Below are 13128 nucleotides of genomic sequence, written 5' to 3' on the forward strand. Positions count from 1 at the left end.
CGTGGACCTCTCCAACACCATCCATCCCGACTCCGACCAGCTCGACGCCGTCGACCTCGCCGCCGGGCCCCGAACCTTCACCATCGCCGCCGTCCGTCAGGGCAACGCCGAGCAGCCCGTGCAGGTCGACCTCGCCGAGTTCCCCCGACCCTGGCGCCCCGGCAAGTCCATGCGCCGCGTGCTCGTGGCGCTCTGGGGAGCCGACGGCAGCCAGTACGTCGGCCGCCGGGTCCGCCTCTACTGCGACGAGCGCGTCCAGTTCGGCGGCATGGCCGTCGGCGGGACCCGTGTCGCCGCCATGAGCCACATCGGCGGCAAGAAGCGCTCCGTGCCGCTGCTGGTCTCGCGCGGCAAGTCGGCCATGTTCACCGTCGAGCCGCTGCCCGACGACGTCGAGCCGACCGCACCCGAACCGACCGCCGATGAGGTCGCCGAGATCACCGACCGCGACGAGCTGCGGCGCATCTGGCAGGCCGCCAGCCCCGAGATCCGCGCGCTGGTCGAGGCCCGCAACGCCGAGCTCAAGGCCGCCGACGGCGCGACGGGCGGTGAGGAGTCGTGAGCGCCCGGGTCTCGCAGCAGGTGCGCCAGCAGATCGCCATGCTGGCCGCGCAGGGCGTCTCCGACGTCCAGATCGGCAAGGAGCTCGACCGCACCAGCAACAACGTCCAGCTGATCCGACGCCGCTACGGCATCGCGGCAGCGAAGCCAGCCAAGAGGCGCGGGGTCGCGACCTCGGCGCTCACCCATGACGAGTCCGCCCAGGCAGCCTGCCGGGTCGACGTCGCCGCCGACCTCACCGAGGCCGACGACGCGTTCTTTCACCCGGAGCAGGAGCGCGGGCTGGCGCGATTCGAGCGCGAGCAGCGGGCCAAGGCCGTGTGCGCCGCCTGCCCGATCCGTTGGCGCTGCCTGGAGGTCGCCCTAGCCAACCGGGAGCCCTACGGCGTCTTCGGCGGCTTCACCCCCGAGGAGCGCGACGGGTACGACCGCGTGGAGGTGGCGGCGTGATGTTCAGGTACAGAGCGATCACCGCGACCGCACCGCTGACCTACCGCCAGCTCGACCACTGGTGCCGTCAGGGCATCCTCCACCCCGTGCGGCTCCAGGGATCCGGCACCGACCGCATCTTCTTCGGCGCCGAGGTCCACCGGGCCCGCGACATCGCCCGACTGGTCGCCGCAGGGTGCTCCCCGACCCTGGCCGCACGCATGGTCGACGACGGAGAGGTGCCCGTCTCGGGCAGCCGCGCACTCGCGCTGCTGGTGACCTCGTGATGCGCTTCATGGCCGTCTGGCCCGTCGTCGACGACACCGTCGCCCTGGACGACCTCCTGGCCGAGGCTCGCTCCGACGTCCGGGACGTCGCCTGGCGCCACGGCTTCGAGCTCGTCGCGGCCGGGAGCCCCGTCCTGCGCGAGGGTCGCACCGTCGCCGGTTCCGGTGGCGCCGAGTTCGTCGTGACCGTTTCCGCGTTCGTCCGGGCCCGCACCACGGAGCTGGGGGTGCCGGCATGACCCGCAACCGAGCCTCCGCGAAGGCTGCCGGCACGCGCTTCGAGTCCTCCGTCGTCGGCTACCTCGCCGAGCACGTCGACGACCGCATCGAGCGTCGCCGCCAGAGCGGCGCGAACGACCGCGGGGACGTCTCCGGCCTGCGCCACATGGGCGCCCGCGTCGTCGTGGAGGCCAAGAACGTGTCTCGTCTGAGCCTGTCCGCCTGGGTGGAAGAGGCCGACGTCGAGCGCCGCAACGACGACGCCCAGGTCGGACTCGTCGTCCACAAGCGCCACGGGCGCGGTGACCCTGGCGATCAGTATGTGACCCTCACCCTTCGCGACCTGGTCGCCCTCCTGACGGGAGGCCGTCCGTGAGCAACCTCAACAACTGGCAACGCAAACTCATCAACCCGTGCGCCTGCGGGTGTGGCGTCAAGGTCGCCAAGAAGTTCAAGAAGGGTCACGGAAGGCGGAGGCCCGTAGGCGCCCGCATGGCCGAAATGCTGGTCCAGTCCGGCGACTGCATCGAGTGGACAGGGGCGACAAGCGCGAACGGCTATGGGCGGATCGGCATCGGGGGATCCCGAACGGCCCAGGTTCACCGCGTCGCCTACGAGGCCGCGCGAGGCCCCATTCCTGCCGGCCTCCACATCGACCACCTGTGCCGCAACCGCCGGTGTGTGAACCCGGACCATCTGGAACCGGTGACGCAGTCCGAGAACAACCGCCGCGCGAACGCTCTTCGGTGGCACGGCCGCGGCACCACCGACCCCGGCGACCAGCACGTGCTCATGACGCTGCGCGACCTCGTGGCGCTGATGACCGGGCAGCGGCCGGGAGGTGAGGGCTCGTGAAGCTCGACCTGGACGCGTTCGACGCCGCCATGCGCGACTCCACCCGCCGCGTCGAGAGGGTCGCCGCCAAGCGCGACGACGTCGTGCGCACCGCCGAGGCGTGGGCCAACGGGCAGGCGTCGGACGGCGACCTGTACTCCGCGGTCGCCTCCCTGCGGGCCGCGCGACGTCGGGCGAGGAGGGCGTCATGAGCGACAGCACCTACCCCTGCCCACGGCCCACCGGATGCCCGCGCGACGGCGCCCACCCGAGCCAGGCCAACGCCGTCTGGTGGGGGTGCGAGCCGCGGCCCCCGCGCCCGTTCCGCAGCGGCGACACCGTCGTGCGATTCGGCAGCGAGCACGTCGTCGACAAGGCGTGGTGGGACGTCGGCCAGGGCTGGCTCGCCTGCCTCGACTGCGCCCACGGCTACCACGGCGCACCGGCGCCCGCCGAGCAGCTGACCGTCAGGAGCGCGGTGCCCTGGACCGAGCCCGACCTGTTCGAGGTGTGCTCATGACGCGCGATCAGGGACACCTGGATCTCGACCTACCGCCCGAGCAGGTCGGCAAGCGTGTCGAGCGCGTCGAGTGGGGGCTGCGCCAGACGGTCGGGACCGTGCTCATGGATCGCGGCGAGGTCGACATGAGGCCCAGCGAGGAGAACGCCCGCGCTCTCGTCGGGGACGTCTACTCCGGCCACCGAGGAACCGAGGTCGTCCGCCGCGTCGTGGTCACCTACACGACCCCCTGGGAGGCGCCATGACCTGCGTCTCCTGTGGTCGCCACGTCATCGACACGCCCTGGGGGCGGTTGTGGCACCAGCAGATCCATCACGACGACCGAGAGGAGACCCCCTGATGGGGTGGGCCAAGATCGACGACAAGCTGCACTCGTCGCCGAAGTGGCTGGGCGCCACGAAGGGCGCGCGGGCGCTCTGGGTGTCCGCCGCGAGCTGGTGCGCGGCCCAGGAGAACGACGGCTACGTGCCTTCGTCTGCCCTCCGTCTCTTCTCCGGCACGCGTCGCGAAGCCGCTTGTCTCGTCTCCGTCGGCCTCTGGGATGTCGACGAAAACGACGGCTGGCACTTCCACGACTGGACCGACTACAACCCCGACGCCGGGTCCCAGAAGGCGAAGCGGAAGGCTGAATCCGCAGGTGGGAAGCGTGGGAACCATCGGCGGTGGCACGAGAAGCAGGGCCTGTACGTCGAGGGCTGCGAGTTCTGCGAGGCATCGGGTACCCGATCAGGTGGCCGAGTCGCCCCCGAATCCTCCCGGCCCGGCCCGACCCGTCCCCCTACTACTACTTACGTAGGTACACCGGCTACAGAAGGTGACGCGCGAGCCGACGAGCCGGCGCCGAGCGAGCCCGAGCTCAACGCGAACTCCGTCCTCGCCAGCCACGGGCTGAGCGCCGACGAACGCCGCGCCTTCCTCGCCGACCTCAAGGCCGACCCCGGCGTGCGTTCCATCGGCGGACTCCTCACCGGCCTGCACCGCAAGGGCACACTCCGCGCTCGCATCGACGAGTGGCGCGAGCTGCGCGACATCGAGCCCGCCCACCGCGACCCGCCCCGCGACCGCCAGGGCCAGATCCTCGCCGCCGAGATGCAGCGAGCCCAGGCCGCCGACCAGGCAAACGTCATCCACCTGCAGCAGATCGAAGGAGGAGCCCGGTGAACCAGACCGAAGCCACCCAGCTCGTCACCGTCCTGAACCGGGCCGCGCTCGTCAACGCCATGGAGGGGCAGGGGGCCGTGTGGCACATGGCCCTGACCGACGTCCCCTACGTCACCGCGAAGGAGGTCGCCACGTCGATGATCGCGACGCGGACCAGCGACCAGCGGTGGGTCACGCCGGGCGACGTCCGGGCGGCTGTCGCGGCCAAGCGCCGGGCACGCCTGGCCGACATGCCCGGCGTCCAGGTGCCCCAGGCGCTCGACGGCGACCCTGCCCGCGAGATCCCGTGGCGGCGCGCCTTCATCGAGACGTTCGCCGACACCGGGGACGCCAAGGCGGCTGAGCAGGCCGCGTGCGAGCTCGCCGGCATCGAGGTGCCCGCACCCGTCGTCGAGGCCGCCCGCAAGCCGCCCGAGCTGACGATCGCCCACGGCCGCCAGTGCACGTGCGGCTGCCTCGAGAAGCCGGTGCGCGCGAGCGAGGGGGCGCCGCGATGAGCCGCTGCCCGGACCACCACCACCGCGAGCCCTGCCCCATGTGCCGCTCCGAGCACCTCGCCGAGCACCGCGACCCCCACCCCGGCTGCGGCTGGTGCCCCCCGATGCCCGACACCACCCCCGACGCCGCGAGAGCCGCGGCACGAGACCTGGAGGACGCATGACCACCACCGACCCGATCGACCGGGCTGCCGAGGCGGTGAAGGTCGTCATCGGCACTGCTAGCCCGACCATGCCGGTCATCACCCTCAACGACTGGGATCTGTCGGCGGCGAACGAGATCATCGCGCAGGTGCAGGGCAACCCTGACTCGCTGGTCTACATCCCCGGCGAGGGTCTCCGCACCTACATCGCTGCCCGGCACATCGTCCGCATCGACGTCGTGGGAGGTGCGTCGTGAGCGACCTGGTGGACCCTCAGGACATCGAGGCGATCGTCGGGGTCAAGCGACACCCGACCGACCACTACGGGCGCGCCGTCTCCGCCGAGGAGCAGGTGTACGTCCTGCACTCGGCGGCGTGCAAGGTCTCGACGCCGGACCTGCGTGACTGCCCGTACTCGATCGCGCTCGACCGCGGCATCACGGCGAACGGCACGTGGAACTCGTGGCGGCGTCTCCTCGACCGCCCGGTCGTCCTGCACATCCGCTACGACGGAACGCTCGTCCCCGACCTCGTGGTGCACGCGGGCGACCTCGACGCACCCGGAGGCGCGTCGTGAGCGCGCCGGGGCGGGTGGTCACCACCGCGCGGAACGCCTGGCACTCCTGGCAGTGCCACGCCTGTGGTGAGGACCGGAAGTCGCTGCCCTGCCACCGCGCGTTCCTGGAGGTCGGAGACGCCGCCGACGCCCTGCGCGAGCACCTGCGCACCGAGCACCCGGACCTGTTACAGCGGTGCGAGGAGTGCGAGGGGTCCGGCACCTGGGCGCACTACCCGGCCGGGCCGATGTGGGGGCCGGAGATCCTCGGCTGCCCCACCTGCCACGGCAACGGCTGGACCTTCACCGACGAGAGGAGCAAGCCATGAACAAGCCGACCTTCGATGACGTCGCCAAGGCCCTGGAGCAGAACCTCCGCGACACCACCGGTGACTGCATCTGCGACGAGGCGTACGCCGGACGCGGCATGGCTGACCCGCACTGCGGCTGGCACAACGCCGCCGGGACCGCTGACTACGACTCTGTCCGTCGCGTCCTCGCCCTGTTCGAGCCCGAGACCGTCACCACGGCAGCGGGGGTTCGCGCGGCGGCGCAGGCGCTCGAAGAGGTCGAGCACAACATCCGGTGGGGTGACTACTGGGTCGAAGGTGCTCGGCGGTTCGGCGCGCACGTTCAGGAGGTGGCAAACCCCGACTCGAAGCCCTACCCCACATTTCGGAGCGTCCCGATTGCGGACTGGCTCTACAGGCACGCCAACCGGATTGAGAACGGAGAGACCCCGTGACCATCGACCTGGACGCGATCCGTCGTCGCGCCACCCAGACCCGGCCCGGACCCGACGGCGTGCGACCCGTGCGCCCCGGACTCCCCCGCGCCGCCTACGAGGACCGCGAGGCGCTGATCGAGGAGGTGGAGCGGCTGCGGGGCATCGAGGGCGCGATCCGCGCCGACATCGAGCAGATCCGGCGCGAGGCGTCCGAGGAGGCGTACCGGGAGCCGGACCACCTCGACGAGCTGCTCGGGATCGACCCCAACGACGACGCGACGCGACTCGCCGCCCGTGCCGTCGAGTACCGGAGGCAGCGGGGCGACCTCGCTCGGCTGCTCGCGGAGGCGAAGCACGACCTGCGCCGCGCTCGCTACAGCCACAACCTCACCCGCGACCGCGCGGAGGACGCCGAGGCCGCCATCGAGCAGGTGCGGGCGCTGGCGGACAGCCCGGTGGAGATCAAGGTCCACACCGGGGGCGGCAACCTCGTCACGCAGAAGTGGGTCGTGTGGCCCGGAGCCATCCATGCCGCCCTGGACGCGCACACGGCCCGTGGAGACGCGCACAGCGCTCCGGAGGGTGACGGGGCGACTGAGGGTGCGGGAGGCCGGGAGAGGGGCAGGGAGCGCGTCACGCTCACCTCCAGCGCTGGAGTGACCGTGCGCGGATCTCGATGGCTCGAGGCGCCCATCGACTTCCCCCCACTTATCGAGGTCGACGGCGAGGCTGCGATCGACGGCCCGACTCGCGGACTCAAGCGGGCCTACCAGGAGGTCTGGGAGCAGCGCGGCTGGACCGTGAGCGGTGAGCAGCCATGACCCCCCGCGAGATCGCCGCCGAGACCAGCACCTGGGCCTGGGCAGCCGGAGCCGTCGCGTTCGTCGTCGGCATGGAGATCGCCGCCGGGATCATCTCGATGGCGCGCGGCCTGCGAGACCAGGGCATCGACCCGTGGTCCGCGTTCGACCGCGGGTGCGACGAAGGGGAGGAAGCGTGAGCGACCGCAAGCCGATCGGCGACACCCTCGACAGCCTCGGCGTCCGCACCAACCTGCGCGACGGCGAGCTGATCTCCGGGGCGTTCGTCCTGCTCAAGACCGTGGACGAGGACGGCGACGTGAACGTGCGCGCCATCTGGTCCGACGGCCTGTCCTGGTTCGACCGCCGAGCCCTCATCGAAGTCGCCCGAGACGGCGAGATCGACCCCGAGCGCAGGGAGCAGCCATGACCAGCCGACGACCGTGGGCGATCCGGATGGACCAGATGCTCGCCGCCATGAAGGCCGACCCCGAGGCCTACCTCGACGACGCCCGACGCGAGGCCCAGGGCAAGCCGCACGACCACACCGAGCGTGTGCCGGGGTGCTTCCGGTGCGACCTCGCGGCCGACGAGACGGAGCAGCCATGAGCCTCTGCCTCGCCCGGCCGCGATATCCGGTGCCCGGCCTCGACGCCATCGCCTGCCAGCTCGACGCCGACGGGCACGAGTGGCACGAGGCGCTCATCGGCACCGACCGCATCGCCACCTGGCGCGACCAGGCGCCACCCGAGATCACCCCACGGACGGAGACGTGATGAGCAGCACCCACGAGACCCATGCCGTGCTCGTCACCCGGCAGCGCGTGCACGACGTCGCCGACGCCTATGACGAGCTCGAGGACCGGCTGCTCGGCGACGGACAGCGCGGTGGGCACTCGGCGCCGTCGTCACGCCTGCCGCTCGACGCCAATGCCGTCGTGGTGCGCACCGAGATCAGCGCGTGGGCGACCTGGTGCGCCAGGGCCGTCATGGACTACCGCGACGAGGCCAAGCAGCCGTGGACGCCGAGCACGTCCGACCCGGCCGCGCTGCTGCGGGAGATCGCCGAGGACCACCTCGGGGTGTTCTTCGCCGACCCGGTCGAGGCCGGTGAGTTCATCGACGAGGCCAAGGACTTCGCGGGCCGGGCCAAGAGCGCGGCGTGGCCTACCGGTGCCCGCTGGATCCGGCTGCACGTCCCGTGCCCGGAGGCTGGCACCGACGACCTGGGCCGGCGCGTGGACTGCGGCGGCGAGTACCGGATGTGGATGCAGCCCGAGCAGGACGTCCTCGGCGACATGGTGTGCGACCGGGACGGCACCCACCGCATCACGCCGGCCGAGTGGCAGCGGGCCATGCGACGGCGGCCGGTGGACGAGGAGGCGGCGGCCCGGCTGGTCCGCACGCTGCGACTTGGGAGGATGAGCGCATGACCATCACCGAGTTCCTGACCGCACGGCTCGACGAGGACGAGGCTGCGGCGCGGGCCGCTGCCACCACGGCGGAGCGCATACACGAGCGGACCGGGCGGCGCGATCCGCGCGCCACTCGCGCCTGGACCGAGCATGGTGTGATGGGCCCGCACGTCGCGCTCTCGCCCGCCCGCGTGCTGGCCGAGGTCGAGGCGAAGCGGCGGATCGTGGAATGGTTCAGCGATCGGCAGATGATCTTCACCGGCGGCATGGGTGACGACCGGACCGACCCGACGAACTACACGCCGGGCCCGCTGGTGCACGAGGCAGACACCCCCGTGCTGCGGATGCTCGCCCTCCCTCACGCCGACCATCCCGACTACGACGAGGCGTGGCGACCGTGACCAGCGTGTCGGTGGCGAAATCGCGCGACTTGACATAGCCTGTGGCTGAATCGAAGTCGTGTCGAAAGGCCCGGGTGCAACAGCGCTCGGGCCTTCGTCGTGCGGGACTACCGCTCGCGGGACTCGCGCAGCTCGGTCATCAGCTCGTCGTGCTGACGCTGCCGCTGACGCCCGTACTTCTGGAACAGCCCGACGCCCAGCATCACGGCGCCGATGACGACCACGATCAGCGCGGCTGGGTTGCCAGCGACGATCGCGACGATGCCGAGCAGCATCACGCCGACGCCGATGCCACCGAGCAGCGGTAGAGGTGCCTCGCTCTTCTCAGCCATCCATCCATTGCACCATCGATTGACGCACGATGGCGGGTGAACCTCATGCCGAAGCCTGGGAGCACCAGCCAGCGCGGCTACGGCGCCGAGCACCAGCGCCTCCGAGAGGGGTGGGCGCCGCAGGTCGATGCTGGCGAGGTCGACTGCGCTCGGTGTGGCGGCTGGATCGAGCCGGGCACTCCCTGGGACCTCGGTCACGACGACTACGACCGGTCCGTCTACACCGGGCCAGAGCACCAGGCGTGCAACCGGGCGACGTCAGGACGGCGCCCGCGTCCGCACCTCATCACGTCCCGCGAGTGGTGATGTCCGATTCGCGGGTTTTCTGAGGCCCTGAGCCAGTGACCCGCGCCCAGTCAGCATCCTCCCTCCCCGGGGCCCCCTCCCCCCCCTCCCCCTGACGTCGAGAGGTGGTGCGCCATGACGCGTGAGCACCTACGCGCCGTCTCCGAGGGCGAGCAGCCGACCGAGCGGGCCGAGCCGCCGACGCTCATCGAGGCAGTCGAGTCCGGCGACGTTCTGCAGATGCTGCTGGCCCAGCGCCGGCTCATCGTCGACAAGCTCGCGAACGCCGGGGACAACACGGCGCCGCAGCTCAACAACGAGCTCAACAAGCTGCACGGCCTGATCGCCACCGAGGAGAAGCGCCGGGCAGCCGAGGAGCACGAGGAGCGGCAGCGTGGCGACAACCACCGTGGCGACCGTCGAACGTTCCGAGCTTCGGCTATCTGAGGTCGCCCGGCACGTCGTGATCCCTTCGGGGATCGTCGACACCCTGTGGTTCGAGATCGAGCAGCAGTGCCGGGAGTTCGGAGTCGTCTTCGATGTCTGGCAGGACGGGCTCGGGCAGGTCACCTTCGGGCTGCGCGATGACGGCCTGTACGCGGCCACGGTCGGCGGCATCACGCTCTCGATCCCGCGCCAGGTCGCCAAGACGTTCTTCGTCAGCCGCGCGATCTTCGCCCTGTGCGTCCTGTTCCCGAACCTGACCGTTCTGTGGACGGCTCACCGCACCCGGACGGCCACGCAGACCTTCCAGAAGCTCCAGGGTTTCGCGAAGCGGAAGAGGGTCGCCCCACACCTCGCCCCCGGCCGGAACGACGGAATCCGCACGACGAACGGCGAGCAGGAGATCCGGTTCCGGAACGGGTCGGTCATCATGTTCGGCGCTCGCGAGGACGGCTTCGGCCGCGGCTTCGACGAGGTCGACGTCGAGGTCTTCGACGAAGCGCAGATCCTCACAGAGAAGGCGCTCGAGGACATGGTCGCGGCGACCAACCAGTCGCGGTTCCCTCACGGCGCGCTCCTGTTCTACATGGGCACGCCACCACGTCCCGTCGACGGCAGCAAGGGCGACGTCTTCAAGGCGAGGCGCAAGAAGGCTCTCGCGGTCAAGCCTGAGGGCGTGGTCGTCGCCGAGCAGGGTGAGGCACTGTATGTCGAGTGCTCGGCCGATCCTGACGTCGGCATGCCGGGCGGGCCCGACCTGTACGACGTGGCGCAGATCGAGAAGGCGAACGCGTCCTACCCGCACCGAACGCCGCCCGCGTCGGTAGATCGCCTCCGCGAGAACCTGCCGTCGGACGAGGCGTGGCGACGGGAGGGCCTCGGCGTGTGGGACGACGAGACCGACACCACGACGCGCCTCGACCCGGGCAAGTGGGACGACGCTCGCGACCGGGAGTCGGAGATTGTCGGCCCGCTGGCTTTCGGGCTCGCGATGTCGCCGGACAAGTCGACCGTGGCTGTTGCCGCCGTCGGACAGCGCCCTGACGGGCGGTATCACGTGGAGGTTGTCCGCGCCGAGCGGAAGTCCACCTGGCTGTTCCTGCCGGACGATGCCGGCTCGCCCTGGCTCGCCGCCCTCGCTGACCGGCACCTCCCCCTCGCTACGGTCGTAGACCCGGCGTCCGCTGCGGGATCGCTCCTGCCGGACATCGAGGCCGCGATGGTCGACGTGCACGTGGTCACGGTCGGCGAGCTCAGCCACGCATGCGGGCGCCTGTACGACCTGCTGGAGGGCGACCGGCTGCGACACCTCGGCCAGGGGCCGCTCGACGCGGCGGTACGCGAGTCGAAGGCGCACGTCCTCGCTCGTGGCGGCTGGATCTGGCGCCCCTCGGGTGACCGACACATCGCCGAGCTCAACGCAGTCACGCTCGCACTCGCAGGCTTCGACGACAACGCCGAGACCGACTACGACGTCATGGACTCCCTGGGATAGGCGGTGATGAGCATGCGACCTGCGGTGACGACCCTCATGGACCTGATTGGCGCCGGCGCCATCATCGTTGGCCTGGCGCTGCTTGTTGGCATCCCGGTCGCCCTGATCGCCGGTGGCGCGATGACGCTGTTGGCCTCGTGGAGGCAGTCCCGGTGAGCATCTTCTTCAAGCGTGCCGAGGCGCGCTCAGTCGACGACCTGCCCTGGTCCGCTGGCGGCTCCGCTGCCTCGACAGGGGCTTACAGCCTCGGACTGATCCCGCTCTACTCCGCCACCACCGGCATCGCCGACGACGTCGCCGTGACGCCGTGGCACGCCTACCAGCGTGGCGAGCAGATGGCCGTCGCGCCGGAGCTGCTGCGCTCACCCGCCTACGGGATCGACTTCATCACGTGGATGCAGCAGGCCGTCATGTCTGCACTGCTGCGCGGATACGCGTTCGGCATGGTCGTCGCCCGCGACCGCGCCGGCCTGCCGGCCAAGGTCATCTGGGTGGATCCGGACCGCGTCGAGATCGACGACACGAACCTCGCCCGACCGCTGTTCCGTGTCGACGGCAGGGCGCTCGACGAGCATGACGTCATCTACGTGCCCGGCCCGACGCTTCCCGGGAGCATCGTCGGACTGTCCCCAGTCGCGCTCTTCCGACTGCAGATCACCAAGGGCATCAACGCCCAGCGGTACGCCGCCGAGTTCTACGACCGCGGCATCATGCCACCTGGCGTGCTGCGCAACAAGGCGCGCGTGCTGCCGCCCGGATCGTCCGACAAGGCCAAGAAGTGGTTCAAGGAGTCCGTCTCTGGGCGCGACATCCTCGTCACCGGCAACGACTGGGAGTGGTCCCCGCTCGAGGTGCCGAAGGATGACGCCGCGTTCCTGGCCACGATCAAGGCCTCCGCCACCGAGATCGCGGCGATCTACCGGGTCGCCCCCGAGGACATCGGCGGCGAGACCGGCTCGAGCAACACCTACAACACCGTCGAGCTCAACGAGCTCAAGCGGAACCGGCGCGCGCTCATGCCGTGGGTGCGCCGGTTCGAGGCCGCTCTCACGGCCGCGCTGGACCCGTTCGGCGTCACCGGCGTGTACGTCAAGGCGAACATGGACGCCCTCGTCCGCGCCGACCTGCGCACGCGGATGCTCAGCCACGCGGTAGCGCTCAAGTCGGGCGTCGAGCGCCTCGACGAGGCCCGCGAGCTCGAGGACCGGCCGGCGCTGACCGACGAGCAGGTCGAACAGTGGCAGCAGTGGTACTCCCCCGCAACGAACACCTCCGGCCTGGATGCCGGCGGCACCGACCCCGACCGAGAGGCGTCATCATGACGACGGAACCAGAGATCCGCACCGCGGCGCTCGGCCCCGTGGAGCTGCGCGAGGGCGGCTCGGGGATCGGGCAGCTGACGGGCTACGCAGCCGTGTTCAACCGGCACTCGCAGAACCTCGGCGGCTTCGTCGAGATGGTTGACCCTGGCGCCTTCACGAAGTCGTTGGCCGACCAGGTGCCGGTGATGGTCCGCGGAAACCACGACGATGCCCACCTGCTCGGCACTACCTGGGCCGGCACGCTCAAGCTCGAGGTCGACGGCACGGGCCTGCGCTACACGGTCGACTTGCCGGACACCTCGTCCGGGCGGGACTGGAAGGCGCTCGCGGCTCGCGGTGACGTGAAGTGGTCCTCGTTCGCCTTCCGCACAATCGACGACGAGTGGAGTGCCACCGAGCAGGGCTTCCCGCTGCGCACCCTGCGCGCAGTGCAGCTGGTCGACGTCGCCCCCGTCAACTCCCCGGCCTACCTGGACACCACCGTCGCTGTGCGCTCGTTCGAGGCGCACCAGGAGGCCGACAAGACTCCCGAGGGCGAGCCCCTCGGGCAAGACGCCAAGGACGGGCAGCGCGCAACGCACCCGGCCCTCGACGTCCGCGCGATGCTCCTCGAGCTCGACGCGCAGCAGTAGCACCCCCGCTCGGGCAGGGCGCCACCCACCCGGCACACCTGAAACCACAGGCGACACGTGATGCGTGCC

General features: G+C 70.8%; 29 protein-coding genes. 28 read left to right on the forward strand and 1 reads right to left on the reverse strand.

Going from position 1 to position 13128, the window contains the following annotated elements; translation table 11 throughout:
• Position 1 precedes the first annotated feature (1 nt).
• The 23 genes from ACIQLL_RS08960 (at position 2) to ACIQLL_RS09070 (ending at position 8549) form a co-directional block, all read left to right on the forward strand.
• A complete protein-coding gene (locus ACIQLL_RS08960) occupies positions 2-562 on the forward strand; it encodes a hypothetical protein (protein ID WP_402465709.1) in 561 nt (186 codons plus the stop codon).
• Complete coding sequence (locus tag ACIQLL_RS08965; RefSeq protein WP_402465712.1) at positions 559-1011, forward strand: WhiB family transcriptional regulator; 453 nt, start codon at positions 559-561, stop codon at positions 1009-1011. The genes ACIQLL_RS08960 and ACIQLL_RS08965 overlap by 4 nt, the downstream gene beginning before the upstream one ends.
• Entirely contained in the window at positions 1011-1277 is a 267-nt protein-coding gene (locus ACIQLL_RS08970) for a MerR family transcriptional regulator (protein ID WP_402465714.1), read from the forward strand. Before ACIQLL_RS08965 ends, ACIQLL_RS08970 begins: the two co-directional genes overlap by 1 nt.
• A gap of 8 nt (positions 1278-1285) precedes the next feature.
• Positions 1286-1516, forward strand: coding sequence for a hypothetical protein (locus ACIQLL_RS08975; protein ID WP_402465717.1), 231 nt, complete (start codon positions 1286-1288; stop codon positions 1514-1516).
• Positions 1513-1872 carry a hypothetical protein gene (locus ACIQLL_RS08980; RefSeq protein ID WP_402465719.1) on the forward strand — a complete coding sequence of 120 codons (360 nt, stop codon included), beginning with the start codon at positions 1513-1515 and terminating at the stop codon, positions 1870-1872. The genes ACIQLL_RS08975 and ACIQLL_RS08980 overlap by 4 nt, the downstream gene beginning before the upstream one ends.
• A complete protein-coding gene (locus tag ACIQLL_RS08985; RefSeq protein WP_402465721.1) occupies positions 1869-2351 on the forward strand; it encodes an HNH endonuclease signature motif containing protein in 483 nt (160 codons plus the stop codon). The genes ACIQLL_RS08980 and ACIQLL_RS08985 overlap by 4 nt, the downstream gene beginning before the upstream one ends.
• Positions 2348-2542 (forward strand): hypothetical protein, encoded by a 195-nt coding sequence (locus tag ACIQLL_RS08990; protein ID WP_402465724.1) that lies wholly within the window; start codon positions 2348-2350, stop codon positions 2540-2542. The genes ACIQLL_RS08985 and ACIQLL_RS08990 overlap by 4 nt, the downstream gene beginning before the upstream one ends.
• Positions 2539-2850, forward strand: a complete 312-nt coding sequence (locus tag ACIQLL_RS08995; protein ID WP_402465727.1) for a hypothetical protein — start codon at positions 2539-2541, stop codon at positions 2848-2850. The genes ACIQLL_RS08990 and ACIQLL_RS08995 overlap by 4 nt, the downstream gene beginning before the upstream one ends.
• Positions 2847-3095, forward strand: coding sequence for a hypothetical protein (locus ACIQLL_RS09000; protein WP_402465730.1), 249 nt, complete (start codon positions 2847-2849; stop codon positions 3093-3095). The genes ACIQLL_RS08995 and ACIQLL_RS09000 overlap by 4 nt, the downstream gene beginning before the upstream one ends.
• Positions 3096-3189: 94 nt before the next feature.
• Positions 3190-4011: a hypothetical protein gene (locus ACIQLL_RS09005; protein ID WP_402465732.1), complete on the forward strand. Its 822-nt coding sequence runs from the start codon at positions 3190-3192 to the stop codon at positions 4009-4011.
• A complete protein-coding gene (locus ACIQLL_RS09010) occupies positions 4008-4508 on the forward strand; it encodes a hypothetical protein (RefSeq protein WP_402465734.1) in 501 nt (166 codons plus the stop codon). Before ACIQLL_RS09005 ends, ACIQLL_RS09010 begins: the two co-directional genes overlap by 4 nt.
• Positions 4505-4672 (forward strand): hypothetical protein, encoded by a 168-nt coding sequence (locus ACIQLL_RS09015; RefSeq protein ID WP_402465736.1) that lies wholly within the window; start codon positions 4505-4507, stop codon positions 4670-4672. Before ACIQLL_RS09010 ends, ACIQLL_RS09015 begins: the two co-directional genes overlap by 4 nt.
• Positions 4669-4908 (forward strand): hypothetical protein, encoded by a 240-nt coding sequence (locus tag ACIQLL_RS09020; protein ID WP_402465739.1) that lies wholly within the window; start codon positions 4669-4671, stop codon positions 4906-4908. Before ACIQLL_RS09015 ends, ACIQLL_RS09020 begins: the two co-directional genes overlap by 4 nt.
• Complete coding sequence (locus tag ACIQLL_RS09025; RefSeq protein ID WP_402465741.1) at positions 4905-5228, forward strand: hypothetical protein; 324 nt, start codon at positions 4905-4907, stop codon at positions 5226-5228. The genes ACIQLL_RS09020 and ACIQLL_RS09025 overlap by 4 nt, the downstream gene beginning before the upstream one ends.
• Positions 5225-5536 (forward strand): hypothetical protein, encoded by a 312-nt coding sequence (locus ACIQLL_RS09030; protein WP_402465744.1) that lies wholly within the window; start codon positions 5225-5227, stop codon positions 5534-5536. The genes ACIQLL_RS09025 and ACIQLL_RS09030 overlap by 4 nt, the downstream gene beginning before the upstream one ends.
• Positions 5533-5952 (forward strand): hypothetical protein, encoded by a 420-nt coding sequence (locus tag ACIQLL_RS09035; RefSeq protein WP_402465746.1) that lies wholly within the window; start codon positions 5533-5535, stop codon positions 5950-5952. Before ACIQLL_RS09030 ends, ACIQLL_RS09035 begins: the two co-directional genes overlap by 4 nt.
• Complete coding sequence (locus ACIQLL_RS09040) at positions 5949-6755, forward strand: hypothetical protein (RefSeq protein ID WP_402465749.1); 807 nt, start codon at positions 5949-5951, stop codon at positions 6753-6755. The genes ACIQLL_RS09035 and ACIQLL_RS09040 overlap by 4 nt, the downstream gene beginning before the upstream one ends.
• Complete coding sequence (locus ACIQLL_RS09045; protein ID WP_402465752.1) at positions 6752-6934, forward strand: hypothetical protein; 183 nt, start codon at positions 6752-6754, stop codon at positions 6932-6934. Before ACIQLL_RS09040 ends, ACIQLL_RS09045 begins: the two co-directional genes overlap by 4 nt.
• On the forward strand, positions 6931-7164 hold the full coding sequence (locus tag ACIQLL_RS09050) for a hypothetical protein (protein ID WP_402465754.1): 234 nt from the start codon (positions 6931-6933) through the stop codon (positions 7162-7164). The genes ACIQLL_RS09045 and ACIQLL_RS09050 overlap by 4 nt, the downstream gene beginning before the upstream one ends.
• On the forward strand, positions 7161-7343 hold the full coding sequence (locus ACIQLL_RS09055; RefSeq protein ID WP_402465756.1) for a hypothetical protein: 183 nt from the start codon (positions 7161-7163) through the stop codon (positions 7341-7343). Before ACIQLL_RS09050 ends, ACIQLL_RS09055 begins: the two co-directional genes overlap by 4 nt.
• Positions 7340-7510 (forward strand): hypothetical protein, encoded by a 171-nt coding sequence (locus tag ACIQLL_RS09060; protein WP_402465758.1) that lies wholly within the window; start codon positions 7340-7342, stop codon positions 7508-7510. Before ACIQLL_RS09055 ends, ACIQLL_RS09060 begins: the two co-directional genes overlap by 4 nt.
• Positions 7510-8166, forward strand: a complete 657-nt coding sequence (locus tag ACIQLL_RS09065; protein ID WP_402465761.1) for a hypothetical protein — start codon at positions 7510-7512, stop codon at positions 8164-8166. Before ACIQLL_RS09060 ends, ACIQLL_RS09065 begins: the two co-directional genes overlap by 1 nt.
• Positions 8163-8549 (forward strand): DUF6221 family protein, encoded by a 387-nt coding sequence (locus tag ACIQLL_RS09070; RefSeq protein ID WP_402465764.1) that lies wholly within the window; start codon positions 8163-8165, stop codon positions 8547-8549. The genes ACIQLL_RS09065 and ACIQLL_RS09070 overlap by 4 nt, the downstream gene beginning before the upstream one ends.
• Before the next feature lie 107 nt (positions 8550-8656).
• On the opposite strand, the gene ACIQLL_RS09075 is transcribed toward ACIQLL_RS09070, so the two are convergent.
• Positions 8657-8881 (reverse strand): hypothetical protein, encoded by a 225-nt coding sequence (locus tag ACIQLL_RS09075; RefSeq protein ID WP_402465767.1) that lies wholly within the window; start codon positions 8879-8881, stop codon positions 8657-8659.
• A 420-nt stretch (positions 8882-9301) separates the two neighbouring features.
• Here ACIQLL_RS09075 and ACIQLL_RS09080 point away from each other — a divergent pair, with 420 nt between their 5' ends.
• Genes ACIQLL_RS09080 through ACIQLL_RS09100 form a run of 5 tightly spaced genes read left to right on the forward strand, consistent with a single transcriptional unit; the run spans position 9302 to position 13059 of the window.
• Entirely contained in the window at positions 9302-9613 is a 312-nt protein-coding gene (locus tag ACIQLL_RS09080) for a hypothetical protein (RefSeq protein ID WP_402465770.1), read from the forward strand.
• A complete protein-coding gene (locus ACIQLL_RS09085) occupies positions 9561-11105 on the forward strand; it encodes a hypothetical protein (RefSeq protein WP_402465772.1) in 1545 nt (514 codons plus the stop codon). Before ACIQLL_RS09080 ends, ACIQLL_RS09085 begins: the two co-directional genes overlap by 53 nt.
• Before the next feature lie 6 nt (positions 11106-11111).
• Entirely contained in the window at positions 11112-11261 is a 150-nt protein-coding gene (locus ACIQLL_RS09090; RefSeq protein ID WP_402465775.1) for a hypothetical protein, read from the forward strand.
• Positions 11258-12427, forward strand: coding sequence for a phage portal protein (locus tag ACIQLL_RS09095; protein WP_402465778.1), 1170 nt, complete (start codon positions 11258-11260; stop codon positions 12425-12427). The genes ACIQLL_RS09090 and ACIQLL_RS09095 overlap by 4 nt, the downstream gene beginning before the upstream one ends.
• Entirely contained in the window at positions 12424-13059 is a 636-nt protein-coding gene (locus tag ACIQLL_RS09100) for an HK97 family phage prohead protease (protein WP_402465780.1), read from the forward strand. Before ACIQLL_RS09095 ends, ACIQLL_RS09100 begins: the two co-directional genes overlap by 4 nt.
• Positions 13060-13128: the final 69 nt, after the last annotated feature.

Source organism: Isoptericola aurantiacus, from assembly GCF_044769875.1.
Classification (GTDB): Bacteria; Actinomycetota; Actinomycetes; order Actinomycetales; family Cellulomonadaceae; genus Isoptericola; species Isoptericola aurantiacus.

What these genes read in the sequence shown, in the direction of transcription:
- ACIQLL_RS09100 (WP_402465780.1), top strand. Translation starts at nt 12,424, where the DNA reads ATGACGACGGAACCAGAGATCCGCACCGCGGCGCTCGGCCCCGTGGAG.
- ACIQLL_RS09080 (WP_402465770.1), top strand. Translation starts at nt 9,302, where the DNA reads ATGACGCGTGAGCACCTACGCGCCGTCTCCGAGGGCGAGCAGCCGACC.
- ACIQLL_RS09020 (WP_402465739.1), top strand. Translation starts at nt 4,669, where the DNA reads ATGACCACCACCGACCCGATCGACCGGGCTGCCGAGGCGGTGAAGGTC.
- ACIQLL_RS09005 (WP_402465732.1), top strand. Translation starts at nt 3,190, where the DNA reads ATGGGGTGGGCCAAGATCGACGACAAGCTGCACTCGTCGCCGAAGTGG.
- ACIQLL_RS09000 (WP_402465730.1), top strand. Translation starts at nt 2,847, where the DNA reads ATGACGCGCGATCAGGGACACCTGGATCTCGACCTACCGCCCGAGCAG.
- ACIQLL_RS09035 (WP_402465746.1), top strand. Translation starts at nt 5,533, where the DNA reads ATGAACAAGCCGACCTTCGATGACGTCGCCAAGGCCCTGGAGCAGAAC.
- ACIQLL_RS09055 (WP_402465756.1), top strand. Translation starts at nt 7,161, where the DNA reads ATGACCAGCCGACGACCGTGGGCGATCCGGATGGACCAGATGCTCGCC.
- ACIQLL_RS09065 (WP_402465761.1), top strand. Translation starts at nt 7,510, where the DNA reads ATGAGCAGCACCCACGAGACCCATGCCGTGCTCGTCACCCGGCAGCGC.
- ACIQLL_RS09045 (WP_402465752.1), top strand. Translation starts at nt 6,752, where the DNA reads ATGACCCCCCGCGAGATCGCCGCCGAGACCAGCACCTGGGCCTGGGCA.
- ACIQLL_RS08970 (WP_402465714.1), top strand. Translation starts at nt 1,011, where the DNA reads ATGTTCAGGTACAGAGCGATCACCGCGACCGCACCGCTGACCTACCGC.
- ACIQLL_RS09060 (WP_402465758.1), top strand. Translation starts at nt 7,340, where the DNA reads ATGAGCCTCTGCCTCGCCCGGCCGCGATATCCGGTGCCCGGCCTCGAC.
- ACIQLL_RS08975 (WP_402465717.1), top strand. Translation starts at nt 1,286, where the DNA reads ATGGCCGTCTGGCCCGTCGTCGACGACACCGTCGCCCTGGACGACCTC.
- ACIQLL_RS09090 (WP_402465775.1), top strand. Translation starts at nt 11,112, where the DNA reads ATGAGCATGCGACCTGCGGTGACGACCCTCATGGACCTGATTGGCGCC.
- ACIQLL_RS09075 (WP_402465767.1), bottom strand. Translation starts at nt 8,881, where the DNA reads ATGGCTGAGAAGAGCGAGGCACCTCTACCGCTGCTCGGTGGCATCGGC.
- ACIQLL_RS08995 (WP_402465727.1), top strand. Translation starts at nt 2,539, where the DNA reads ATGAGCGACAGCACCTACCCCTGCCCACGGCCCACCGGATGCCCGCGC.
- ACIQLL_RS08980 (WP_402465719.1), top strand. Translation starts at nt 1,513, where the DNA reads ATGACCCGCAACCGAGCCTCCGCGAAGGCTGCCGGCACGCGCTTCGAG.
- ACIQLL_RS09015 (WP_402465736.1), top strand. Translation starts at nt 4,505, where the DNA reads ATGAGCCGCTGCCCGGACCACCACCACCGCGAGCCCTGCCCCATGTGC.
- ACIQLL_RS09070 (WP_402465764.1), top strand. Translation starts at nt 8,163, where the DNA reads ATGACCATCACCGAGTTCCTGACCGCACGGCTCGACGAGGACGAGGCT.